Source organism: Pseudomonas sp. IT-P395, assembly GCF_949767675.1.
Lineage (GTDB): Bacteria > Pseudomonadota > Gammaproteobacteria > Pseudomonadales > Pseudomonadaceae > Aquipseudomonas.
In genome coordinates this window covers 1-21,571 of sequence record NZ_CATKPW010000060.1, presented here as the reverse complement: position 1 = coordinate 21,571, position 21,571 = coordinate 1, and the positions used below count along the sequence as shown (strand labels likewise).

Here is a 21,571-nt window from a genome sequence, read left to right as displayed (position 1 = left end):
CCACTTTCCGCCACTTGCGCACACTATAGGAATGCGCCCACCACACCGTCAAGGCGCGGATTAAAGGAAAACCCTTACAGAACGGAGATTTAGGAGCATAAAAGGAGGAGTAACGACAATCTGGCGCAGACTTTTGACCCATAACCTGATGCAGCACTGATAGCTGCGCTCGAAAGTTAAAGTAATTTGTTAAGAGTAAGATTTTTTCGGTATTACAAAAGCGCTTCTGCTGTTGATTGAAGCAAGGTGGGAAATGGCTATTACTGCGTTTGCCGCTGCCGAACTTTCAGCCCAGGCCTGCTGATATTACACAGCCCTGTTGCCATTGATTCAAGCAGGGAAAGAAAAAGGTGGAGAGTCGATCTGTAAGCCGGGTTCTGTCTTGAACAGTCATTCGTCTACGATGGCCATCACTGGACATCTTTAGCAACCTACCCGGTCCCAGCGCGGGCCACGCCTTGGGACCCTATTTGGTCTTGCTCCAAGTGGGGTTTACCTAGCCACGAACTGTTGCCAGACGTGCGGTGCGCTCTTACCGCACCTTTTCACCCTTACCGGCGCCGAAGCGCTTAGGCGGTTATTTTCTGTGGCACTTTCCGTAGGCTCACGCCTCCCAGGCATTACCTGGCACTTCGCCCTATGGAGCCCGGACTTTCCTCCCCCCCCTAATTTTCATAGAGGGCAGCGACTGTCCGATCGACTCTCCGCCGCGAAGGTTAACGGCAGAGCGCCCGAAGAACAAGCGCTAAAAGCCTCAAGACCGCTATGGGCGACGGCTTACACGCCTTTCTGTTTATCCAGCGCGACCTGATACAACACGTTTTTGCGCTCGCCGGTGATCTGCGCTGCCAGCGCGGCGGCACGCTTGAGCGGCATTTCTTCGAGGAGCAGATCGAGGATGCGCATCGCCTCGCTACTCACGGCGTCTTCAGACTCCGGCGCGGTCCAGCCAGCCACCAACACCACGCATTCGCCGCGCTGCTGATTGCTGTCGGATTCGACGAACGCACGCAACTCAGCCAATGGCAGACCTTTTAGCGTTTCGAAGGTCTTGGTGATCTCGCGGGCGAGCAATGCCTGGCGCTCTCCACCAAACACGGCTTCCATATCCTGCAGACATTCAAGAATGCGGTGCGGAGCTTCGTAAAAGATCAGCGTGCGCGGCTCTTCTTTAACGGCTTCCAGTCGCGCCTTGCGCCCGACCGACTTGGCCGGCAGAAAACCTTCAAAGATAAAACGATCGGATGGCAGCCCCGCCGCCGACAACGCGGCGATAAGCGCACAAGCACCCGGCACCGGCACCACATTGATTCCGGCTGCGCGAGCCTGACGCACCAAGTGATAACCCGGATCGGAAATCAGCGGTGTCCCCGCATCGGAAATCAGCGCGACGTTATCACCGGCCAGCAAGCGGGTAATAAAGCGGCTACCTTCATCTCGTTCATTGTGTTCGTGACACGCAGCCAGCGGCGTGCCGATCCCGAAGTGCTGCATGAGGCGCGCCGAGTGACGGGTGTCCTCGGCGGCGATCAAGGCGACTTCACGGAGGATCTTCAATGCCCGGGCGCTGATGTCGTCCAGGTTGCCGATGGGCGTCGCCACCACATAAAGCGAGCCAGCAGCGGAATTCAGGGAACCTGGAGCAGTCAAAGCGCACACCTCGTGATCGGTAAAAGCGGCCATTGTAGCGCGACACGAGGCTTGCGACGCGCCTCGACCCACCATGGTTTTGCGCGCAGTTGTGCGCCGCCGCAACATTTACTCCAGCTAAATCGTCCGATTCACGCCAGTAACATCGCGCCCCGGCCAGTGCTTGGGTACAATTCGACGCTAATTTGATCGAGTATCAGGAACACTTACATGATCGCTTGCCTGCGGCTGTTCACTGCCCTCTGCCTCGCTGCCCTGTTGGCGGCTTGCGCCAGCTCCCCTTCCTCCAGCCTTGGCGAACTTCCACGGACCCCGGATGCCAGCATCGAGCAACTGCTCGAACAGGCTAGCCAGGCGAAAACCCCGGAAAAAGCCGCCCTGCTGCGCCTGAGTGCTGCGGATCTGGCTTACCGTCAGGGTAACGCCGGCCAGTCTGCGCAGATCCTGCAACAAGTGCCGATGGAGCAACTGAAGCCAGGCCAGCAGATTTTCGCCAGCACGCTGAATGCTGAACTGGCCATGACCCGCAATCAGCCGAAAGCTGCGCTGACGGCCCTGAGCCATCCAAGCCTGCAACATTTGGGTGAGATGCCTGAAGAGCAGCAAGTACGCACCGGCACCGTGCATGCCCGCGCCCTTGAAGCCGATGGCCAGACTCTGGCTGCCGCCCGCGAGCGCGTGTTCATCGCGCCGATGCTGCAAGGCGACGCCGCGAGCAAGAACCACGAAGCGATCTGGACCCTGATCGGCTCACTGCCGACCGACCAACTGCAGCCAAACAGCACCGACGATCTCGGCGGCTGGATGGGCCTGGCCATGGCGGTGAAATCCGCGGGCACCCTGGAACAGCAGCAAGCCGCAATCGACACCTGGCGCGCGCAGAATCCAAAGCACCCGGCCGCAATCAACCTGCCGCTGCCGCTGACCAAACTCAAGGAACTGGCCAGCCAGCCGCTGAGCAAAATCGCCCTGCTGCTGCCGCAAGACGGTCAATTGGCCGCCGTCGGCAAGGCACTGCGTGAAGGCTTCATGGCCGCGCACTACCAGGCTCAACAGGCCGGGCAAAAGCCACCAGCGATCGAGTTCTACGACAGCTCGAAGCTGACCTCGATGGACGAGTTCTACCGCAAGGCTCAGGCTGACGGCGTGCAACTGGTTGTCGGCCCGCTGGAAAAACCACTGGTCAAACAGCTGAGCACCCGTCCGCAACTGCCGATCACCACCCTCGCCCTGAACTATAGCGAAGGCGATCAAGGTCCGGCGCAACTGTTCCAGTTCGGTCTGGCCGCGGAAGACGAAGCTCGCGAAGTCTCGCGTCGCGCCCGCGCCGATGGCCTGCACCGCGCCGCGATCATGGTGCCGAAAGGCGAATGGGGCGACCGCGTACTGCGTGCGTTCAGCCAGGACTGGCAGGCTAACGGCGGCAGCATCGTAGCCACCGAACGCGTTGATCAGCCGGTGCAACTGGCTCAGCAGATCGCTGACATGTTCCAGCTGCGTCAGAGCGAAGCCCGCGCCAAGAGCCTGCAAAATGCCGCCGGCACTAACGTCGCCGCGCAGCCGTCGCGTCGTCAGGACATCGAGTTCATCTTCCTTGCTGCCACGCCACAACAGGCGCAGCAGATCAAGCCGACCCTGAATTTCCAGTACGCCGGTGACGTTCCGGTTTATGCGACCTCGCACGTTTACAGCGCCAGTGGCGACGTCAACCAGTACAACGACATGAACGGCATTCGCTTCTGCGAAACCCCATGGCTGCTGGACAGCAGTGACCCATTGCGTCAGCAAGTGGTTGCGCAGTGGCCGCAAGCCGCCGGCAGCCTCGGCCGCCTGTACGCGATGGGTGTCGATGCCTATCGCTTGGCTCCGCGCCTGGGGCAACTCAAAGCCCTGCCAGACAGCCGCATCGACGGTGAGTCGGGCAGCCTCGGCATGACCCAGACCCAACGCGTCGTGCGTCAATTGCCTTGGGCACAGTTCGTCAGCGGCCAGGTGCAGCGCCTGCCGGACACCCCGCGCTGATGCCTGACAGGTCACGCTCGCAAAGCGGTAAGGATGCCGAGCGCCAGGCGCTCGAGCATCTGCAACAACACGGTCTGCGCCTGCTGGCGCAGAACTGGTTATGCAAACGCGGCGAGCTTGATCTGGTCATGCTTGATGGCGATACAGTAGTATTCGTTGAAGTTCGCTACAGAAAAAACACTCAATGGGGTGGCGCGCTCGCTAGCATCGATGGGCGCAAGCAGCAGAAACTGATTTTCGCTGCACAGTATTTTCTTCAGCGCGAGTCGCGTTGGGCCAATTCCCCTTGCCGCTTCGACGTGGTGGCTATCGACAGCCATCCGGATCAGCTGAACTGGTTGCAGAATGCTTTCGACAGTTGATCGTCGGCGTTGCGACCCGGACAATCCCACCGACAAATTTTGCTCTTTGCTTTGCGGGCTGCACATTCATGTGCCGGACAGCCGCGCTACTTAAGGTCACACAGATGGACATGCAATCCCGAATTCGCCAGCTTTTCCAGGCCAGTATCGACACCAAGCAACAGGCGATGGACGTACTTGCACCGCACATCGAGCAAGCCAGCCAGATCATGGTCAACGCCCTGCTCAACGAAGGCAAAATGCTTTCGTGCGGCAATGGCGGCTCAGCCGGCGATGCCCAGCACTTCTCCTCCGAGTTGCTCAACCGCTTCGAGCGCGAGCGTCCGAGCCTGCCAGCTATCGCCCTGACCACCGATACCTCGACGATCACTTCGATCGCCAATGACTACAGCTACAACGAAGTGTTCTCCAAACAGATCCGCGCGCTCGGTCAGCCAGGCGATGTCCTGCTGGCTATTTCGACCAGCGGCAACTCGGCGAACATTATTCAAGCGATCCAGGCCGCACATGATCGCGAAATGATTGTCGTAGCTATGACCGGACGCGATGGCGGCGGCATGGCGTCGCTGCTGCTGCCCGAAGACGTCGAGATTCGCGTTCCGGCCAATGTCACTGCACGTATTCAAGAAGTCCACTTGCTGGCGATCCATTGCCTTTGCGATCTGATCGACAGCCAACTGTTCGGGAGTGAAGAATGACCCCTAATCGCCTTGGCCTTCTGGCCTTGACCCTGTGCCTCGGCATCAGCGGCTGCACCTCGGTGGTGAACGCCAGCCGTGAAGCACCGATCGACGACGACCGTGGCACGCGCACCTTCGGCAGCAAGATCGACGACTCGTTGATCGAAACCAAAGTCGGTGTGAACGTGGCCAAGGCCGACCCGGCCCTGGACAACGATTCGCACATCGTCGTCACCAGTTTCAACGGTGTTGTCTTGCTGGCCGGTCAAACCCCTCGCGCAGACTTGAAAGCCAAGGCTGAGCAGGCAGCAGCCGCCGTGCAGCGGGTAAAAACCGTTCACAACGAACTGCAGGTCATACCGCCGTCCGGCTTCCTGGCTCGCCAGAACGACACCTGGCTGACCTCCAAGATCAAGACCCAGATGCTCACCGACGCCAGCATCCCTGGCTCGCGCATCAAGGTCGTGACCGAGAACGGTATCGTCTATCTGCTGGGCCTGCTGACCAAACAGGAAGCCACTCAGGCAACCAATCTGGTTCAGGGTGTTTCCGGCGTACAGAAAATCGTCAAACTCTTCGAATACATCGACTGATAGCTGAAACGCGCACACAAAAAAGGCGATCCATCCGGATCGCCTTTTTTATTACTTCACCACTTTCAGGCTTGGCCGGCCGCTAGGGCGCGGCGGCTCGCTGTCCGGTGGTGGCAAGTCGTCATCCGACTCGATCTCTTCCTCGTCATCCATCGGCGACTCGAGATCGAACACCATGCCCTGACCGTTCTCCCGGGCGTAGATCCCCAGGATCGCGCTGATCGGCACGTACAAGCTGTGCGGGACACCACCGAAGCGACCTTCGAAGGTCACCACGTCGTTGTCCATGTGCAGATGACGCACGGCACTTGGCGAGATGTTCAGGACAATCTGCCCGTCACTGGCGAAACCCTGCGGCACCTGCACCGCCGGGTATTCGGAATTGACCAGCATGTGCGGGGTGCAATCGTTATCAACAATCCACTCGTAGAGCGCGCGGACCAGATAAGGTCGACTGGAGTTCATAGCGGCTCCTTAAGCCTTAGCGCATATCGCGTTCGACACCAGACAGACTCGCCTGGAAAGCCTCACGCGCAAACGAGCGCTCCATATAATCAAGCAGCGGCTTGGCTGGCCGCGGCAGTTCAATACCCAGAATCGGCAAACGCCAGAGTATTGGCAATAGGCAGCAATCCACCAGACTTTGTTCCTCACTGAGGAAAAACGGCTTGTCGGCAAACAGCGGCGACACGCCCGTCAGGCTTTCACGCAATTCCTTGCGCGCCACGACACGCGCGGCCTCCTTGGACTTGGGATCCAGAATCAGATCCACCAGACCACACCAGTCGCGCTGAATACGATGAATCAGCAGGCGGCTGTTGGCACGCGCCACCGGGTAAACCGGCATCAACGGCGGGTGCGGGTAACGCTCATCCAGATATTCCATCACCACGGTCGACTCCCACAACGCCAGGTCACGATCGACCAGCGTCGGCAGACTGCCGTAAGGGTTTACCTCAATCAGTTTAGGCGGCTGGCGACCAGCTTCCACATAAATGATCTCGGCGCTGACACCCTTCTCTGCAAGCACAATGCGCACTCGGTGGGAATAGTGGTCGGCGGGGTCGGAGTAACAGGCCAACCGATTGGTCACGCCCATGGCGATCCTCCTCGCTTGTTGAATTTGTCGGAACCGGAAAAACGCGCGCGCCCAGAGGGCGCCTCCCGCAACGCTTGGCGAACCAGACGTTGCGTTATTGGAGGCGCCCTTGGGCGCGCGCGATTAACAGCAATGCTTGAAGCGTATCAGTGCACGTCTTTCCAGTATTCACGCTTGAGCAGGTAGGCGAACACAAAGAAGAACGCCAGGTACAGCAAGACATAAGTACCGATGCGCTGATGTTGCAGCTTAACCGGGTTAGCCGAGTAAGCCAGGAAGGTTACCAGATTCTTGACCTTCTCATCGAACTGCTCTTCGTTCAGAGCACCGGATTTCGGCACGATGGTCAGTTGATCGCACGCTTCATGCGTCAGAGGCGTGCCGGTCAACGGATCATATTGCTTCTTGCCGTCTTCGACGATCTGCACCTGTTTACAGCCCACGACCTGGCGACCTTGCAGGCCGACCAGCACGTTAGGCATGCCGACGTTCGGGAAGACCTTGTTGTTTACACCCCAAGGACGTGCCGGATCTTCGTAGAACGAGCGCAGGTAACCGTAAAGCCAGTCAGTACCACGCACGCGCGCCACCAGGGTCAGATCCGGTGGTGCCGCGCCGAACCAGGTCTTGGCGTCCGCCGGCTGCATGCCGATGTTCATGTGATCGCCGATCTTGGCGCCGGTGAACACCAGCTTCTCCAGCATCATTTCGTGAGGAATGCCCAGATCATCGGCAACCCGCTCGTAACGCTGGAACTTGGCACTGTGGCAACCCATGCAATAGTTGGCAAAAGTACGTGCGCCATCCTGCAGGGCGGCCTTGTCGGAAACGTCGATGTCGACTTTCTCCAGCTCAGGACCTCCGTGCTCAGCAGCGAAAGACAGGACAGGCAAAGCAGCAAAAATCAGAGCGAAAAATAACTTTTTCATCAGCCAGTCACCCTTTCCGGAACCGGTTTGGTCTTCTCGAGCCTGGTGTAGAACGGCATCAGAATGAAGTAGGCGAAGTACAGGAAGGTGCAGACCTGCGACAGCAAGGTTCGCTCCGGCGTCGGCGCAAGAACACCGAGAATGCCCAGAATCACGAACGAAATGCAGAACACCAGCAGCCAGATTTTGCTCATCCAGCCCTTATAGCGCATCGATTTGACCGGACTGCGGTCCAGCCATGGCAGCACGAACAGCACCGCAATCGCCGCGCCCATGGCAATCACACCCATGAGCTTGTCGGGGATCGCCCGCAAGATTGCGTAGAACGGCGTGAAGTACCAAACCGGGGCAATGTGCTCTGGTGTCTTGAACGGGTTAGCCTGCTCGAAGTTTGGTTTTTCGAGGAAGTAGCCGCCCATTTCCGGGAAGAAGAACACAATAAAACAGAAGATAAACAGAAACACCACGACACCGACTATGTCTTTCACGGTGTAGTACGGGTGGAAGGCAATGCCGTCCAGCGGGATGCCGTTTTCGTCTTTGTGCTTCTTGATGTCGACGCCGTCAGGGTTGTTCGAACCGACTTCGTGCAAGGCCAGAATGTGCAGCACGACCAGACCGAGAATCACGATTGGCAGAGCCACCACATGCAAGGCGAAGAAGCGGTTCAGGGTGATCCCGGAGATCAGGTAGTCACCACGAATCCACTGCGTCAGGTCGTTTCCGATCACCGGAATCGCACCGAACAGCGAGATGATCACCTGGGCACCCCAGTAGGACATCTGACCCCAAGGCAACAGATAACCCATGAAGGCTTCGGCCATCAGCGCCAGGTAAATCAGCATGCCGAAGACCCAGACCAGCTCGCGCGGTTTCTGGTACGAACCGTAGAGCAGGCCACGGAACATGTGCAGATAAACCACGATGAAAAACGCCGAAGCGCCGGTCGAGTGCAGCAGACGCAGGATCGAGCCGTACTCGACGTCGCGCATGATGTATTCAACGGAAGCGAAGGCTTCTTCTGCCGACGGCGTGTAACTCATCGTCAGCCAGACACCGGTAACGATCTGATTCACCAGCACCAACAGCGCCAAGGAGCCGAAGAAATAGAAGAAGTTGAAGTTTTTTGGAGCGTAATACTTGCTGAGATGGTCTTCCCACATTTTGGTCGCGGGAAAGCGCGCATCAACCCAATCCATGAACTTGCTCATCACGCTTTCTCCGTATCGACGCCAATGACAATCAGGTCATCGGTCTCATAGGAATGCGGGGGAACTGGCAGGTTCAAAGGCGCAGGTTGCGACTTGTAGACGCGGCCAGCCAGATCGTAGTGGGAACCATGGCAAGGGCAGAAATAGCCACCGACCCAGTCTTTACCGAGATCCGCAGGTGCCACTTCGGGACGGAAGGTTGGTGAGCAACCCAAGTGTGTGCAGATCCCGATCAGCAGCAGAATTTCCGGCTTGATCGAGCGCACTTCAGGGTCGACATAGGTGGGTTGCGTGGAGTTTTTGGAGGTTGGATCGGAGAGCTGGCCCTCGATCTTCTTGAGATTCCCCAGGATTTCCTCGGTACGGCGGACAATGAACACCGGCTGGCCGCGCCATTCAGCAATCATCTGCTGTCCTGGCTCGATTTTGCTGACATTCACTTTCACCGGTGCACCGGCGGCTTTCGCCTTGGCACTGGGAAACCATGACCCCACGAACGGGACCGCAGCCCCCACCGCTCCTGCAGCACCCACCACGGATGTGGCTGCTACCAAGAAGCGACGCCGGCCTGCATTCACGCCGTCATTGCTCATTCAGTCCTCTCCCATCAGCTTTTGTGGCCTGTTAAATCAGGCGTCTACTAAATAAATCAATGTTACTTATAAAAATTTTGCCGAGATGGTAATGAAAAGCCCCAATTCTGACAAGGGAATTACCCGGAGCTCTTACCCTCAAGCCTTGCAGTATAGGGGGTCTACGGAAGTGGCAAGTTGTCGCAGCGCAATTCTTTGATAAATCACAGGCATAAAAAAACGCCCGCTTCCGTGAGGAGGCGGGCGTTCTTTTTGAACGCGGAAGCGGAATTAACGCTTCGAGTACTGCGGACGCTTACGCGCTTTACGCAGACCAACTTTCTTACGTTCAACTTCACGGGCGTCGCGAGTAACGAAGCCAGCTTTGCGCAGAGCGCCACGCAGGGTTTCGTCGTAGTCCATCAGAGCGCGAGTGATGCCGTGGCGGATTGCGCCAGCTTGACCACTTACACCACCACCGATCACGGTGACGTAGATGTCGAACTTCTCGACAGTCTCGGTCAGCTCCAGCGGCTGACGAACTACCATGCGGGCAGTTTCGCGGCCGAAGAAGTTATCCAGCGAACGGTTGTTGATGGAGATGTTACCAGTACCCGGACGCAGGAAAACGCGTGCGGTTGCGGTCTTGCGACGGCCAGTGCCGTAATTTTGAGTCGCCGACATAATGTACTATTCCGTTAAAACTTCAGTTCTTGGGGCTGCTGAGCAGTATGTGGGTGTGCAGCGCCCGCATAGACTTTCAGCTTACGGTACATGTCGCGACCCAGTGGGTTTTTAGGCAGCATGCCTTTAACCGCGGTCTCGATCACGCGCTCAGGGGCTTTAGCGATCAGCTTTTCAAAGTTGATCGACTTGATGCCGCCCGGGAAACCGGAGTGGGAGTAGTACATTTTGTCAGTGGTTTTAGCACCGGTAACACGAATCTGCTCAGCGTTGATTACGACGATGTAGTCGCCGGTGTCAACGTGAGGAGTGTACTCAGGCTTGTGCTTGCCACGCAGACGGCTCGCGATTTCGGTGGCCAGACGACCCAGGGTCTGACCAGCAGCGTCGACGACAAACCAGTCGCGCTTTACTGTTTCCGGTTTAGCAGTAAAAGTTTTCATTCTTTATAGCCTCAGGGGCCGCCCTGTAAATTAGACGGCGGATCTTACTGAATAGTGCGTACTTTGACAAGTCAAAGGCAGCCGGATACAGACGCTTTCGGGGGCTCGGGTCGGCGCGTCCGTTCAACGGCAAGATTCTTCGGCGGCGGCGCATCACTTCCACTGCAGAAAGAGGTCGGCAATTATGCAGATTGCGAAAAATATTTCAACCTGCTTTTATGATTGTTTTGCCCAAGGAGCACCCGATGGACTATCGCCAGCTAGGCCGTACCGACCTGAACGTGAGTGCAATCTGCCTCGGCACCATGACCTGGGGCGAGCAAAACACTGAAGCTGAAGCCTTCGCGCAGATCGAAAGGGCCAAGGAAGCCGGGATCAATTTCATCGACACCGCCGAGATGTATCCGGTGCCGCCGAAAGCCGAAACCTACGCCACCACCGAGCGCTACATCGGCAATTACTTCAAAAGTCGCGGTGATCGCGCCGACTGGATTCTCGCCAGCAAGATCGCCGGCCCGGGCAACACCATTGACTACATCCGCGACAAAAACCTGCGCCACAACCGCCAGCACATCACCGCAGCGGTGGACGCCAGCCTCGAGCGCCTGCAGACCGATTACATCGACCTGTACCAATTGCACTGGCCGGAACGCAGCACCAACTTTTTCGGACAGCTGGGCTACAAACACAAGATCGAAGCCAACCTGACGCCGCTCGAAGACACCCTCGAAGCGCTCGACGAACAGGTGAAGGCCGGCAAGATCCGCCACATCGGCCTGTCCAACGAAACGCCGTGGGGCACCATGCGTTTTCTGGCATTGGCTGAGGCCCGTGGCTGGCCGCGTGCGGTGTCGATCCAAAACCCGTACAACCTGCTCAACCGCAGCTTTGAAGTCGGTCTGGCAGAAATCGCCATTCGCGAGCAATGCGGTCTGCTGGCCTATTCGCCGCTGGCGTTTGGTTTTCTGTCAGGCAAGTACGAAGGTGGCGCCCGGCCGCCGAAAGGTCGTCTGAGCCTCTACAGTCGCTTCAGCCGCTATTTCAACGCGCAGTCGGAAGCAGCGTGCAGCCGCTATGTGGCGCTGGCCCGTGAACACGGTCTGGATCCTGCGCAGATGGCGCTGGCGTTTGTCACGCAGCAACCGTTCGTCACCAGCAACATCATTGGTGCGACGACGCTTGAGCAACTGGACAGCAACATTGCCAGTTTTGATCTGAAGCTTTCCGACGAAGTGCTGGCAGGGATCGAAGCGATTCACAAGGATCATCCGAATCCTGCGCCTTGATTGAACGCTAAAAGCTTCGCGAGCAGGCTCGCTCCCACAGGCACGGAGATCCCCTGTGGGAGCGAGCCTGCTCGCGAAGAGGCCGATCAGATCATCACCAAAGCGGAACGCGGAGCGTCCCCGGCGGCATTCCCACGCAGAGCGTGGGAACGATCATCAAAGCGAACGCGCAATGATCTCCTTCATGATTTCATTGGTGCCGGCATAAATCCGTTGCACCCGCGCATCCGCCCACGCCCGGGCTACCGGGTATTCCCACATGAAACCGTAGCCGCCATGCAACTGCACGCATTCGTCGAGTACCTTGCATTGCAGATCGGTGCCCCAGTATTTGGCCATCGCCGCTGTCGGCACATCCAGCTTGCCTTGCAGATGCAGCTCCAGACATTTATCGACGAACACTCGACCGATCTGGATTTCAGTCGCCATCTCCGCCAGCTTGAAGCGGGTGTTCTGGAAGTCGGCAATCGCCTTGCCAAAGGCCTTGCGATCACGGGTGTAATCAAGCGTCCATTGCAACGCCGCTTCAGCTGAAGCCAGGCCACCAATCGCTACCGTCAGACGCTCTTGCGGCAACTCCTGCATCAGATAAGCAAACCCTGCCCCAGCCTGCCCCAGCAGGTTTTCCTTCGGCACGCGCACATCCTGAAAGAACAATTCCGAGGTGTCCTGCGCCTTCATGCCGACCTTCTCCAGGCGCTTGCCCTTGTCGAAGCCCGGCGTATTCGCCTCCACCAGAAACAGGCTGGTGCCCTTGGCGCCGGCCTTCGGATCGGTCTTCGCGACTACGATCACCAAGTCCGCCAGAAAGCCGTTGGTAATAAAGGTTTTCGAACCGTTGATCACATATTCGTCACCGTCAAGCACAGCGGTGGTCTTCACACCTTGCAGATCGGAACCCGCCCCCGGCTCGGTCATCGCGATAGCAGTGACCATCTCGCCCGAAACCAGTTTCGGCAGGTATTTGTGCTTCAGCGCCTCGCTGCCGTAATGCAGGATGTACGGCGCGACAATGTCCGAATGCAGCGAGAAACCGATGCCGGTCAGGCCCAGTCGACCGACCTCCTCGATCACCACCGCGCTGTAAAGAAAGTCCGCTCCCAGCCCGCCATACTCTTCCGGCAGGTGCGAGCAGAGCATCCCCGCCTCCCCTGCCTTGTTCCAGAGTTTGCGGTCGATATAGCCTTGCTTCTCCCATTGCGCATGAAACGGCACGGCCTCTTTTTCGAGGAAGGTGCGAACGCTGTCGCGAAACAATTCGTGCTCGGGGCTAAACAAGGTTCTGGGGATCATGCGGCACCTTTCTTTGTTGTTGGAGGGAGATGACCTTCAGAGACTAAGCCTCCCCTCTGACACAGGACACTGGACACATCCGACAAAAAATAAGACGATCCAGCCGTCTGGTGACCACTTTCCCTTATAAAAACAAAACAAAAGTTGAATTATGTCCAAGCAAGTCTCCACGCCCTTGCGGCGCGTCAGCATCCTGGCAATCGACCGGGTTTTCGCTTCCACTCTCATGCAAGCCAAGGATTTCTTCCATCTGGCCAGCCTGCGTTATGGCAAACAACTGGGCCAAGGCCTGACACCGGCGTTTGAAACGCGCCTGGTCAGCCCCGACGGCAAACCGGTGAACAGCTTCAGTGACGTGGTAATGCCGGTCGACGGTGGCCTGGAAAACGCCGATGTCATTATCCTCCCGGCGTTCTGGGACGATTTCGATACGCTGTGCAGCCGTTATCCACAAGTCCTGCCATGGCTGCGCGAACAACACTCGCGCGGCGCCGTATTGTGCGGCGAAGCCACCGGGGTGTTCTGGCTGGCCGAGGCCGGTCTGCTCAACGGCAAGGAAGCGACCACCTACTGGCGCTTCTTCAATGCCTTCGCCGAGCGGTTTCCCAAGGTCTACCTCAATCAGGACAAGCACCTGACCGACGCCGACAACCTGTACTGCGCCGGCGGCACCACCTCAGCCTGCGATCTCTACATTTACTTGATCGAGCGCTTTTGCGGGGCCAACGTCGCGCAAGCCGTGGCCCGCGACATTCTCTATGAGGTGCAGCGCAGCTATGCGCCGGGACGCATCGGTTTTGGCGGGCAGAAACTGCATCAGGACGTAATCATCCTGCAGATTCAGCATTGGCTCGAAGAGCATTTCGCCGACAAGTTCCGCTTCGAAGACGTGGCCCGCGAGCATGGCATGAGCATCCGCAATTTCATGCGACGCTTCCAGACGGCCACCGGTGACAAGCCACTGCATTACTTGCAACGGCTGCGTATCGAGACCGCCAAGGGTTTGTTGTCCGGGAGCCGCAAGAGCATCAAAACCATCAGTTATGAAGTCGGTTACGACGACGCGAGCTTCTTTGCGCGGCTGTTCCGTCAGCACACTGAACTGTCGCCGAACCAGTATCGGCAGCAGTTTCAGCAGGCTGCTTAGCCCTCTGCCCATACACAACCCCATGTAGGAGTGAGCCTGCTCGCGATTGCGTCCGTCCATGCAGCATTTATGTGACTGATCCACCGCTATCGCGAGCAGGCTCACTCCTACAGGGTATTGCGGTGAATTCTGGACATAAAAAAGGGCCTGCAATTGCAGGCCCTTTTTTGTTTCGCGATTCTGTTTAAGGCTTGTGCGCCCGCGACAGGAATTCGTGCGATTGCATCTCCAGCAGACGGCTCAGCGTGCGCTGGAATTCGAAATTCAAGCGGCCGCCGGTGTACAGATCCTTCAGCTCGACTTCAGCGGAGATGATCAGCTTGACGTTGCGGTCATAGAACTCGTCAACCATGTTGATGAAACGGCGGGCGATGTCATCGGTGGTGACGCTCATCTGCTCGACACCGCTGAGCAGCACGGCGTGGAAAATCTTGCCCAGTTCGATGTAGTCGTTCTGGCTACGTGGGCCGTCGCACAGTTCGCGGAAGTCGAACCAGGCCACGTCGTCACACGTGCGCAGCGCACGGATCTCGCGGTTTTCGATCATCAACACGTCGTTCTCGACCGCTGCGGTGCACTCTGGCGTCAGAGCCTTGAAGCTCTTGCGCAGGCTTTCGTGAGCGGCTTCGTCGAGCGGATAGTGGAACAGTTCCGCTTGTTCGAGGTGACGCAGACGGTAGTCGACACCGCTGTCGACGTTGACAATCTCGGTGTTCTGCTTGATCAGGGCGATGGCTGGCAAGAAACGCGCGCGTTGCAGGCCGTCCTTGTACAGACCGTCCGGCACGATGTTCGAGGTCGCGACCAGGGTCACACCATTCTTGAACAACTCTTCCATCAGCGTGCCGAGGATCATCGCGTCGGTGATGTCGGAGACGAAGAATTCATCGAAGCAGATCACCCGCGACTCGGTCGCGAAGCGCTTGGCGATGATGGTCAGCGGGTTTTTCTCGCCGCCGAGGGTTTTCATCTCTTCGTGCACACGCTTCATGAAGCGGTGAAAGTGGGTGCGGGTCTTTTCCTTGAACGGCAGCGCTTCGAAGAAGGTGTCGACCAGATAAGTTTTGCCGCGACCTACGCCGCCCCAGAAATACAGGCCCTTGACCGGCGTCTGATCTTTTTTGCCGAACAGTTTGCTCAGCAGACCCGGTTTGTTCTGATCGGCGGCGATCAGATCCTCGTACAGACGCTGCAGATGACGCACAGCAGTTTCCTGCGCGGCGTCATGGAAGAAGTCCGGGCGTTTCAGATCAGCTTGGTATCGTTCTAGGGGCGTCATAATTCGTTAGCAAGGCAACAAAAACGGGCCGTCACTGTAGCGACGGCCCGTGGGAATGGCAATCGGCCCTTGGTCGGACCGTGCCGCCGATTAGTCCTGAACCGGGGTCAGCGCGACGCGCAAAGCCTCGATGGCCGCGTCCCGCGCCGCAGCGTCGGCGAATGCCGGGCTGTCGCCAACGCACTCGCCTTCCAGCCACACGCTGAAGCTCAGGTCTTCGCTGCGCACGTCCAGCGGCTGGCCGGATTGCAGTTGCTTGGTCACCTGCCCGGCGGTTTTGCCGTCGGCGAAGTTGCGCGACAACAGCAGTTGCTCGCCATCGGCCGCCAGCAGACGGAAACGGAAGCTGCCGTCGTCTTCGCGGAAACTGACGAAACGTGCGGCTTTTGCGGCTTTCTTCTTGGTCGTCGCGGCAACCTGAACCTGATTGACGAAGGAACGCAGGCCAACGGCTTCGCGCAGTTCGTTGAGGAACGGCGTTGCCACGGCACGGGCTTTCTTGGCGCCGATCTGCAGAATGTCTTCCAGATCCGCCGGGCGCTCGATCAACTGGTGATACTTGTCGCGCGCTTCGCCGAGATCGTTGTCGAGCAACTGGAACAGACGGTTCTTCGCCTCGCCCCAACCCAGACCGCCGAGCAATTCGCTGCGGAATTCGTCAGCCTGCGCTGGCGTGGCGAAGGCCTGGAACAGGGTGAACAGGTGCGAGTTGTCAGGATCCTTGGCTTCGCCTGGCGCTTTGGAGTCGGTGACGATGCGGGAGATCGCGTCCTTCATCTCTTTGGCGCTGGAGAACAACGGGATGGTGTTGTCGTAGCTCTTCGACATCTTGCGACCGTCGAGGCCCGGCAACGTCGCCACGCTTTCTTCGATCAGCGCTTCAGGCATGGTGAAGAATTCTTTGCCCTGACCGAACAGGTGGTTGAAGCGCTGACCGATGTCGCGGGCCATTTCCACGTGCTGGATCTGGTCACGACCGACCGGTACTTTGTGCGCATTGAACATCAGGATGTCCGCCGCCATCAGTACCGGATAGCTGTAGAGGCCCATGGTGATGCCGGCGTCCGGGTCTTCACCGGTTTCGATGTTCTTGTCCACCGAGGCCTTGTAAGCGTGCGCACGGTTGAGCAGGCCCTTGGCGGCCACGCAGGTCAGCAGCCAGGTCAGCTCAGGGATTTCCGGAATGTCGGACTGACGGTAGAACGTCACGCGGTCGACATCGAGGCCACCGGCCAGCCAGGTCGCGGCGATTTCCAGACGCGAGCGCTGGATGCGCAGCGGGTCATCGCATTTGATCAGGGCGTGGTAGTCGGCCAGGAAGTAGAACGAATCGGCATTGCTGTCGCGGCTGGCGAGGATCGCCGGGCGGATGGCGCCGGCGTAGTTGCCCAGGTGCGGCGTGCCGGTGGTGGTGATGCCGGTGAGGATACGGGTACGGTTCGTCATGGGTAATCGCTTGTCAGACTGCAATCAATTCGAGAGACGCGGCAGGATCAGATCCTTGAGATCGGTCAGCTTGCCATGAAAAAAGTGTCCGCATTCTGCCACTTTCAGCAGCTCATGGGGGCGCTGGAGTTTTTCCGACCAGTCGTAAACCAGTTGCGGATCGATGACTTCGTCGGTTTCCGGCTGGATCACCGTGAGTTCACCCTGCTGCGGCAGTTGATCCTGCTCGCCCAGACGCATCACCGCCGGAGCAACCATGAACAGGTGCTTGAGCTGTACGCCCTGCGCTTCGAGTCGACCGCCGAGACTTGCTGCAACAAATCCGCCGAAGGAAAAACCGAACAGGGTCAGCGGCAGATCCGGGTGTTTTTCTCGCAGCCATGCAGCGGCAGCCTGAGCATCGTCGACCTCGCCGATGCCCATGTCGTGCGAACCTTCGCTGGCACCGACGCCACGATAGTTGAAGCGCAAGGTAATCAGGCCCGCATCGCGCGCGGTGCGCTGCAGGGTCGAGACGACCTTGTTGAGCATGGTGCCGCCCTGCACCGGGTTCGGGTGGCAGATCAGCGCGATGCCGATTGGCTGCTCGTTATCCAGATACAGAGACTCAAGTTGACCCACCGGGCCGTCAATCACTACAGGGGTTTCACGCATCAGCAAGGAAGGAACTCCGTGACCTCGAATCAGGTCGACTCGTCTAGCAAATTGTCTGTGCCAATCTATTGCGAGTGAATCGCGGTATACAGCGCAGGTTCGAGCCGTTAACGTAAAGCAAAGCCGTTTATAGAGGAAGGACTCGTGGAACACTCGCTCTTAGTTTGGTTGTTACCGACTCTTGCCCTGGTTGTGGGTGTCGCCATTGGATTCCTGATCGCGCGCGTTGCGCCGAACGCCGCGCCGAGCCGTACGCAGCGTCAACTGGATGATATCCAGGAGCGTTTCGACAGTTATCAAAACGAGGTGGTCACCCACTTCAACAGCACCGCGATGCTGGTCAAGAAGCTGACCCAGAGCTATCAGGAAGTGCAGGATCATCTCGCCGAGGGCGCCAATCGTCTGGCCCTGGACGAGCAGACCCGCCAGCGCCTGATCGCCGCCCTGCACGCTGACGCGGCAGTCGCACCACGTGAACGCCTGACGCCACCGCGCGATCAGGAGCCACCACGTGATTACGCACCGAAGACCCCGAACTCACCGGGCATGCTCGATGAGCATTATGGTTTGAAGAAGTAATCAGCCTTCGCTGACAAACAAAAAGCCCCCGGACAGCGATGTGTCCGGGGGCTTTTTTGTATCCGATGATTTGTGCCTGATTGTTATGCCCCCTTCGCGAGCAAGCTCGCCCCCACAGGGTTAGGTGTGGAACACAACTTTTGTGTACATCATCAATTCCTGTGGGAGTGAGCCTGCTCGCGATGAGGCCATAACAGGCCAGACAAAAAAATGCCCGATCACTGGACCGGGCATTTTTTCATTCAGGCTAGCGCTTACGGATACTGCTGAACCGTACCCGGCTGCTGTTGCTGCTGACCACCATACTGCTGACCCGGGATCGCCTTCAGGTTGACTTCAACCCGACGGTTCTGCGCCCGGCCATTGACGTCACCGTTGCTGGCAATCGGGTTATCCGGACCGGCGCCACGGGCCGAGAGGTTGGCACCGCTGACACCTTGCGAGGTCAGATAGGTCGCCACGCTCTGCGCACGACGCTGCGACAGGTCCATGTTGTGCTGGCGGCTGCCGGTGCTGTCGGTGTAGCCAACAATTTCGATCTGGTTCTGGTTGAATTCTTTCAACGAGTTGGCCAGGTTGTTCAGCGGCTGGTAGAAGCTGGAAGCGATGTTCGCCGAGTCGGTAGCGAAGGTGATATTGCCCGGCATGATCAGCTTGATCTGATCGCCCTGACGCTGCACTTCAACACCGGTGTTGGCCATACTCGCGCGCAGTTTCTTTTCCTGCTGGTCGGCGTAGTAACCGTAACCGGCTGCGGAGGCACCCACCACAGCCGCACCGATCAGGGCACCTTTGCCGCGGTTGTTGTGGTCGATGGCGGCACCGGCGAGCGCACCGGCCAGAGCACCGAGGCCACCGTACTTGGCGGTTTTGCTCATGCCTTGCGAGCCACCGTCAGCCTGGCCCTGATTGTCATACGGGTTAGGCGAGGCACAGCCGGACAGCAAGGCCACGGCAGTAGCGACAATAATCAAACGACGCTTGGTGAACATGGAGAGCTCCTGGTTTTTCGCATTCTGTGGTGCAGCGGCCACTGGGTTAATGGACCTGCGCGGGCGTTTGATCATGACAATGCACAAAAATTCCGCCGGGCACTCGTGACAAAATATTTAGGCGCGCACAAACGGGTTTTCGCGCATCTCGTCCCCCAGACGCGTATCCGGCCCATGTCCGGTCACCACGATTGCGTCCTCGTCCAAGGTATATAGCCGCTGCTTGATCGAACGCACGATGGTCGCCTGATCGCCGCCCCACAAATCCGTACGCCCTACGCCGCGACGAAACAACGTGTCGCCCGCTATCAACAGCTTAGCCTCGGAAAACCAAAAGCTCATGGAACCGGGTGTATGGCCTGGCGTATGCAGCGCCACGCCGCAGCCGCAGGCCAGTTCTTCGTCGTCGCTCAGCCAGCGATCCGGTGACGGCACGGGCACATACGGCACACCGAACATCTGGCATTGCATTTCCAGGTTGTCCCACAGGAATTGATCTTCCTTGTGCAGGTGCAGGGTCGCGCCGGTTTTTTCCTTCATTTGCCCGGAAGCGAGAAAGTGATCCAGATGCGCGTGGGTGTGAATGATGCTGACGACTTTCAGGCCCAGCGCATCAAGGCGCGCCATGATCAGATCAGGGTTGCCGCCGGGGTCGACGACGATGGCTTTCTTGGTCAACGGGTCGCCAATGATCGTGCAGTTGCACTGCAAAGGGCCGACGGGGAAGGTTTCGCGGATGAGAGAAGGCGTTACAACTGACATGAAAAATCCTCGACAGACGGCGGACAGCATTTTTTCAGGATTCTACTGCACGCGCCGATACAGAATGCCAGGCCAGTAATTTGACGCCACTAATCAGAAAATAGTGGCCCTATGATGTCAAATGTATAAATTCTGGTGCAAAATCGCGTTTTTTTTGTAGCGGCCGCATTCAGGAAGGGTCGCATAGCTCTCAGGAAATCCTATGCCAACGCCCAAGACGTATTCGATCAGTTTGCCCTCCACGCTGACGGGCAATGCCCTCGTCGACAGCCTCATCTCCGGCACCTATTGGCTGGGAGCCAACTGGAGTCCGACTGGGCCGACCAACCTGAGCTATAGCTTCATGGCACCGGTCACTTCGTATTTCGTGACCGATTACAGCCCCGACAACGAATACAACGCACTGTATGAGCTCACGGCCGGGCAAAAAACCGCAATCACCAGCGCGCTGGGCGCCTGGAGTGCCGTCGCCAACCTCAACTTCACGCTGACCACCGACACCCTTTTCAACGTCGGTGACATGCGTTTTGGCGGCTATCGCTTGATGGACGACAAGACTGCTGCGTGGGCTTACTTCCCGGCCAATACGCCAGTCGCCGGCGATGTCTGGATCGGTCCGCAGACCAATGATCCGAACCCGGGCAAAGGCACCTACGACTACATGACGTTCGTGCATGAAATCGGCCATGCGCTAGGACTCAAGCACCCGTTCGACGCCAGCTCGACCAACAAGACCCTGCTCGACCCGACGCTCGATGATGTTCACTTCACGGTGATGAGCTACAACAGCAATTATTCCTACCAGCCAACCACGCCAATGGTGCTGGACATCATCGCGATCCAGAGCCTGTATGGCGCCAACATGGCGTGGCAGGCCGGTGACACTGTTTACAAGTGGGCAGCCAACCAGTCGATTTTCGAGACCATCTGGGATGGCGGCGGCAACGACACCATCGATGGCAGCAACCAGCTCGCAGCCGTCAGCATCAACCTCAATGAAGGCGCTTACAGCCAGATCGGCAAGGCGTTCATCGATTACAACAACCAGACCGCGATCAATGACGGCCTGGCGATTGCCTACGGGGCGAAGATCGAGAACGCCATCGGTTCTGCGTTCAACGACATCCTCACCGGTAACGCGCTGAACAACACGCTTGATGGCGGCGCAGGTGCCGACACCATGTCCGGTGGCGATGGCGTCGACACGTACTACGTCGACAACGTCGGTGATGTGGTCATCGAAACCGATGCCTCGCTGACCGCCCTTGACCGCGTATTCGCGTCCATCGATTACACCCTCGGCAACAACGTCGAAAACCTGATCCTGACCGGCACTGGCAACCTCAACGGCACCGGCAACTCGGTCAATAACCGCATCACCGGTAACGATGGCAATAACATCCTTGATGGCCGCACAGGCGCTGACACATTGATTGGCGGCCTCGGCAACGACACCTATATCGTCGATAACGTCGGCGACACCATCGTGGAAACCAGCACCCTGGCCGGCGAGATCGACAGTGTCTGGTCGTCGGTCGACTTCACCTTGAGCGCCAACATAGAAGCCCTCTCGCTTTCCGGTACCGCCAATCTCAACGGCACCGGCAACAGCGGCGTTAACTACATCAATGGTAATTCGGGCAACAACATCCTCGATGGCGGCGCGGGTGCCGACGTCCTGAATGGCGGCTTGGGCAATGACACTTATATCGTCGACAACATCGGCGACACGGTGACTGAAAGCAGCACGCTGGCCAGCGAAATCGACACCGTGCGCGCGTCGGTGGACTGGACCCTGGGCGCCAACCTGGAAAACCTCGTGCTCACCGGCGATGCGATCAACGGCACCGGTAACGCGCTGGACAACACGCTGACCGGTAACGCTGCA

22 protein-coding genes and 1 other RNA gene are annotated in these 21,571 nt (G+C 58.1%); 8 read left to right on the top strand and 15 right to left on the bottom strand.

Going from position 1 to position 21,571, the window contains the following annotated elements; translation table 11 throughout:
* Positions 1-350 precede the first annotated feature (350 nt).
* Positions 351-704, bottom strand: an RNA gene (rnpB, locus tag ACM6IN_RS26785) — RNase P RNA component class A.
* 73 nt (positions 705-777) lie between these two features.
* Complete coding sequence (rsmI, locus tag ACM6IN_RS26780) at positions 778-1,683, bottom strand: 16S rRNA (cytidine(1402)-2'-O)-methyltransferase (protein WP_034156477.1); 906 nt, start codon at positions 1,681-1,683, stop codon at positions 778-780.
* A gap of 177 nt (positions 1,684-1,860) precedes the next feature.
* Between rsmI and ACM6IN_RS26775 the strand changes: the two genes are divergently transcribed.
* The 4 genes from ACM6IN_RS26775 to ACM6IN_RS26760 all read left to right on the top strand — a co-directional run bounded on the left by ACM6IN_RS26775 (position 1,861) and on the right by ACM6IN_RS26760 (position 5,307).
* A complete protein-coding gene (locus tag ACM6IN_RS26775; RefSeq protein WP_414917001.1) occupies positions 1,861-3,672 on the top strand; it encodes a penicillin-binding protein activator in 1,812 nt (603 codons plus the stop codon).
* Complete coding sequence (locus ACM6IN_RS26770; RefSeq protein WP_007917019.1) at positions 3,672-4,034, top strand: YraN family protein; 363 nt, start codon at positions 3,672-3,674, stop codon at positions 4,032-4,034. The genes ACM6IN_RS26775 and ACM6IN_RS26770 overlap by 1 nt, the downstream gene beginning before the upstream one ends.
* Positions 4,035-4,138: 104 nt before the next feature.
* Positions 4,139-4,732: a phosphoheptose isomerase gene (locus ACM6IN_RS26765; RefSeq protein WP_007917022.1), complete on the top strand. Its 594-nt coding sequence runs from the start codon at positions 4,139-4,141 to the stop codon at positions 4,730-4,732.
* Positions 4,729-5,307 carry a BON domain-containing protein gene (locus ACM6IN_RS26760; RefSeq protein ID WP_007917023.1) on the top strand — a complete coding sequence of 193 codons (579 nt, stop codon included), beginning with the start codon at positions 4,729-4,731 and terminating at the stop codon, positions 5,305-5,307. The genes ACM6IN_RS26765 and ACM6IN_RS26760 overlap by 4 nt, the downstream gene beginning before the upstream one ends.
* 51 nt (positions 5,308-5,358) lie before the next feature.
* On the opposite strand, the gene ACM6IN_RS26755 is transcribed toward ACM6IN_RS26760, so the two are convergent.
* The 7 genes from ACM6IN_RS26755 to rplM form a co-directional block, all read right to left on the bottom strand.
* Positions 5,359-5,772: a ClpXP protease specificity-enhancing factor gene (locus ACM6IN_RS26755; RefSeq protein WP_007917024.1), complete on the bottom strand. Its 414-nt coding sequence runs from the start codon at positions 5,770-5,772 to the stop codon at positions 5,359-5,361.
* Between the two features lie 16 nt (positions 5,773-5,788).
* Positions 5,789-6,406: a glutathione S-transferase N-terminal domain-containing protein gene (locus ACM6IN_RS26750; RefSeq protein WP_007917025.1), complete on the bottom strand. Its 618-nt coding sequence runs from the start codon at positions 6,404-6,406 to the stop codon at positions 5,789-5,791.
* Positions 6,407-6,552: 146 nt separating this feature from the next.
* A complete protein-coding gene (locus ACM6IN_RS26745) occupies positions 6,553-7,335 on the bottom strand; it encodes a cytochrome c1 (protein ID WP_007917027.1) in 783 nt (260 codons plus the stop codon).
* The gene (locus tag ACM6IN_RS26740; RefSeq protein WP_007917029.1) at positions 7,335-8,546 is read right to left on the bottom strand and encodes a cytochrome b; all 1,212 of its coding nucleotides are present in this window, start codon (positions 8,544-8,546) and stop codon (positions 7,335-7,337) included. The genes ACM6IN_RS26745 and ACM6IN_RS26740 overlap by 1 nt, the downstream gene beginning before the upstream one ends.
* Positions 8,546-9,139 (bottom strand): ubiquinol-cytochrome c reductase iron-sulfur subunit, encoded by a 594-nt coding sequence (gene petA / locus ACM6IN_RS26735; RefSeq protein ID WP_007917031.1) that lies wholly within the window; start codon positions 9,137-9,139, stop codon positions 8,546-8,548. Before petA ends, ACM6IN_RS26740 begins: the two co-directional genes overlap by 1 nt.
* Before the next feature lie 270 nt (positions 9,140-9,409).
* Positions 9,410-9,802, bottom strand: coding sequence for a 30S ribosomal protein S9 (gene rpsI / locus ACM6IN_RS26730; protein ID WP_003205364.1), 393 nt, complete (start codon positions 9,800-9,802; stop codon positions 9,410-9,412).
* Positions 9,803-9,816: 14 nt separating this feature from the next.
* The gene (gene rplM, locus ACM6IN_RS26725) at positions 9,817-10,245 is read right to left on the bottom strand and encodes a 50S ribosomal protein L13 (protein ID WP_007917032.1); all 429 of its coding nucleotides are present in this window, start codon (positions 10,243-10,245) and stop codon (positions 9,817-9,819) included.
* A 245-nt stretch (positions 10,246-10,490) separates the two neighbouring features.
* Between rplM and ACM6IN_RS26720 the strand changes: the two genes are divergently transcribed.
* On the top strand, positions 10,491-11,531 hold the full coding sequence (locus ACM6IN_RS26720) for an NADP(H)-dependent aldo-keto reductase (RefSeq protein ID WP_007917033.1): 1,041 nt from the start codon (positions 10,491-10,493) through the stop codon (positions 11,529-11,531).
* 156 nt (positions 11,532-11,687) lie between these two features.
* Here ACM6IN_RS26720 and ACM6IN_RS26715 read toward each other — a convergent pair whose 3' ends face one another.
* Complete coding sequence (locus ACM6IN_RS26715; protein WP_095112414.1) at positions 11,688-12,824, bottom strand: acyl-CoA dehydrogenase family protein; 1,137 nt, start codon at positions 12,822-12,824, stop codon at positions 11,688-11,690.
* Between the two features lie 250 nt (positions 12,825-13,074).
* On the opposite strand from ACM6IN_RS26715, the gene ACM6IN_RS26710 reads away from it, so the two are divergent.
* Positions 13,075-13,971, top strand: coding sequence for a GlxA family transcriptional regulator (locus ACM6IN_RS26710; RefSeq protein WP_414917077.1), 897 nt, complete (start codon positions 13,075-13,077; stop codon positions 13,969-13,971).
* A 184-nt stretch (positions 13,972-14,155) separates the two neighbouring features.
* Here ACM6IN_RS26710 and zapE read toward each other — a convergent pair whose 3' ends face one another.
* From zapE to ACM6IN_RS26695, 3 genes are all read right to left on the bottom strand, one after another.
* On the bottom strand, positions 14,156-15,250 hold the full coding sequence (gene zapE, locus ACM6IN_RS26705; protein WP_034156483.1) for a cell division protein ZapE: 1,095 nt from the start codon (positions 15,248-15,250) through the stop codon (positions 14,156-14,158).
* Positions 15,251-15,340: 90 nt separating this feature from the next.
* Complete coding sequence (locus ACM6IN_RS26700; RefSeq protein WP_414917000.1) at positions 15,341-16,696, bottom strand: tryptophan--tRNA ligase; 1,356 nt, start codon at positions 16,694-16,696, stop codon at positions 15,341-15,343.
* Between the two features lie 24 nt (positions 16,697-16,720).
* The gene (locus tag ACM6IN_RS26695) at positions 16,721-17,350 is read right to left on the bottom strand and encodes an alpha/beta hydrolase (protein ID WP_123376601.1); all 630 of its coding nucleotides are present in this window, start codon (positions 17,348-17,350) and stop codon (positions 16,721-16,723) included.
* A gap of 144 nt (positions 17,351-17,494) precedes the next feature.
* Here ACM6IN_RS26695 and ACM6IN_RS26690 point away from each other — a divergent pair, with 144 nt between their 5' ends.
* Positions 17,495-17,929, top strand: a complete 435-nt coding sequence (locus tag ACM6IN_RS26690; RefSeq protein ID WP_007917055.1) for a YhcB family protein — start codon at positions 17,495-17,497, stop codon at positions 17,927-17,929.
* A gap of 254 nt (positions 17,930-18,183) precedes the next feature.
* Here the strand turns inward: ACM6IN_RS26690 and ACM6IN_RS26685 are convergent, their stop codons facing one another.
* Positions 18,184-18,921 (bottom strand): OmpA family lipoprotein, encoded by a 738-nt coding sequence (locus tag ACM6IN_RS26685; protein WP_007917058.1) that lies wholly within the window; start codon positions 18,919-18,921, stop codon positions 18,184-18,186.
* Between the two features lie 117 nt (positions 18,922-19,038).
* Positions 19,039-19,683: an MBL fold metallo-hydrolase gene (locus tag ACM6IN_RS26680; protein ID WP_007917060.1), complete on the bottom strand. Its 645-nt coding sequence runs from the start codon at positions 19,681-19,683 to the stop codon at positions 19,039-19,041.
* Between the two features lie 202 nt (positions 19,684-19,885).
* On the opposite strand from ACM6IN_RS26680, the gene ACM6IN_RS26675 reads away from it, so the two are divergent.
* The coding region (locus ACM6IN_RS26675; RefSeq protein ID WP_414916999.1) for a M10 family metallopeptidase at positions 19,886-21,571 on the top strand (1,686 nt) is incomplete at its 3' end.

Coding starts and splice junctions, on each gene's coding strand:
- rsmI (WP_034156477.1), bottom strand. CDS start 1,683: ATGGCCGCTTTTACCGATCACGAGGTGTGCGCTTTGACTGCTCCAGGT.
- ACM6IN_RS26745 (WP_007917027.1), bottom strand. CDS start 7,335: ATGAAAAAGTTATTTTTCGCTCTGATTTTTGCTGCTTTGCCTGTCCTG.
- ACM6IN_RS26695 (WP_123376601.1), bottom strand. CDS start 17,350: ATGCGTGAAACCCCTGTAGTGATTGACGGCCCGGTGGGTCAACTTGAG.
- rplM (WP_007917032.1), bottom strand. CDS start 10,245: ATGAAAACTTTTACTGCTAAACCGGAAACAGTAAAGCGCGACTGGTTT.
- ACM6IN_RS26720 (WP_007917033.1), top strand. CDS start 10,491: ATGGACTATCGCCAGCTAGGCCGTACCGACCTGAACGTGAGTGCAATC.
- ACM6IN_RS26750 (WP_007917025.1), bottom strand. CDS start 6,406: ATGGGCGTGACCAATCGGTTGGCCTGTTACTCCGACCCCGCCGACCAC.
- ACM6IN_RS26765 (WP_007917022.1), top strand. CDS start 4,139: ATGGACATGCAATCCCGAATTCGCCAGCTTTTCCAGGCCAGTATCGAC.
- ACM6IN_RS26685 (WP_007917058.1), bottom strand. CDS start 18,921: ATGTTCACCAAGCGTCGTTTGATTATTGTCGCTACTGCCGTGGCCTTG.
- ACM6IN_RS26680 (WP_007917060.1), bottom strand. CDS start 19,683: ATGTCAGTTGTAACGCCTTCTCTCATCCGCGAAACCTTCCCCGTCGGC.
- ACM6IN_RS26700 (WP_414917000.1), bottom strand. CDS start 16,696: ATGACGAACCGTACCCGTATCCTCACCGGCATCACCACCACCGGCACG.
- ACM6IN_RS26755 (WP_007917024.1), bottom strand. CDS start 5,772: ATGAACTCCAGTCGACCTTATCTGGTCCGCGCGCTCTACGAGTGGATT.
- zapE (WP_034156483.1), bottom strand. CDS start 15,250: ATGACGCCCCTAGAACGATACCAAGCTGATCTGAAACGCCCGGACTTC.
- ACM6IN_RS26740 (WP_007917029.1), bottom strand. CDS start 8,546: ATGAGCAAGTTCATGGATTGGGTTGATGCGCGCTTTCCCGCGACCAAA.
- ACM6IN_RS26760 (WP_007917023.1), top strand. CDS start 4,729: ATGACCCCTAATCGCCTTGGCCTTCTGGCCTTGACCCTGTGCCTCGGC.
- petA (WP_007917031.1), bottom strand. CDS start 9,139: ATGAGCAATGACGGCGTGAATGCAGGCCGGCGTCGCTTCTTGGTAGCA.
- ACM6IN_RS26770 (WP_007917019.1), top strand. CDS start 3,672: ATGCCTGACAGGTCACGCTCGCAAAGCGGTAAGGATGCCGAGCGCCAG.
- ACM6IN_RS26775 (WP_414917001.1), top strand. CDS start 1,861: ATGATCGCTTGCCTGCGGCTGTTCACTGCCCTCTGCCTCGCTGCCCTG.
- rpsI (WP_003205364.1), bottom strand. CDS start 9,802: ATGTCGGCGACTCAAAATTACGGCACTGGCCGTCGCAAGACCGCAACC.
- ACM6IN_RS26715 (WP_095112414.1), bottom strand. CDS start 12,824: ATGATCCCCAGAACCTTGTTTAGCCCCGAGCACGAATTGTTTCGCGAC.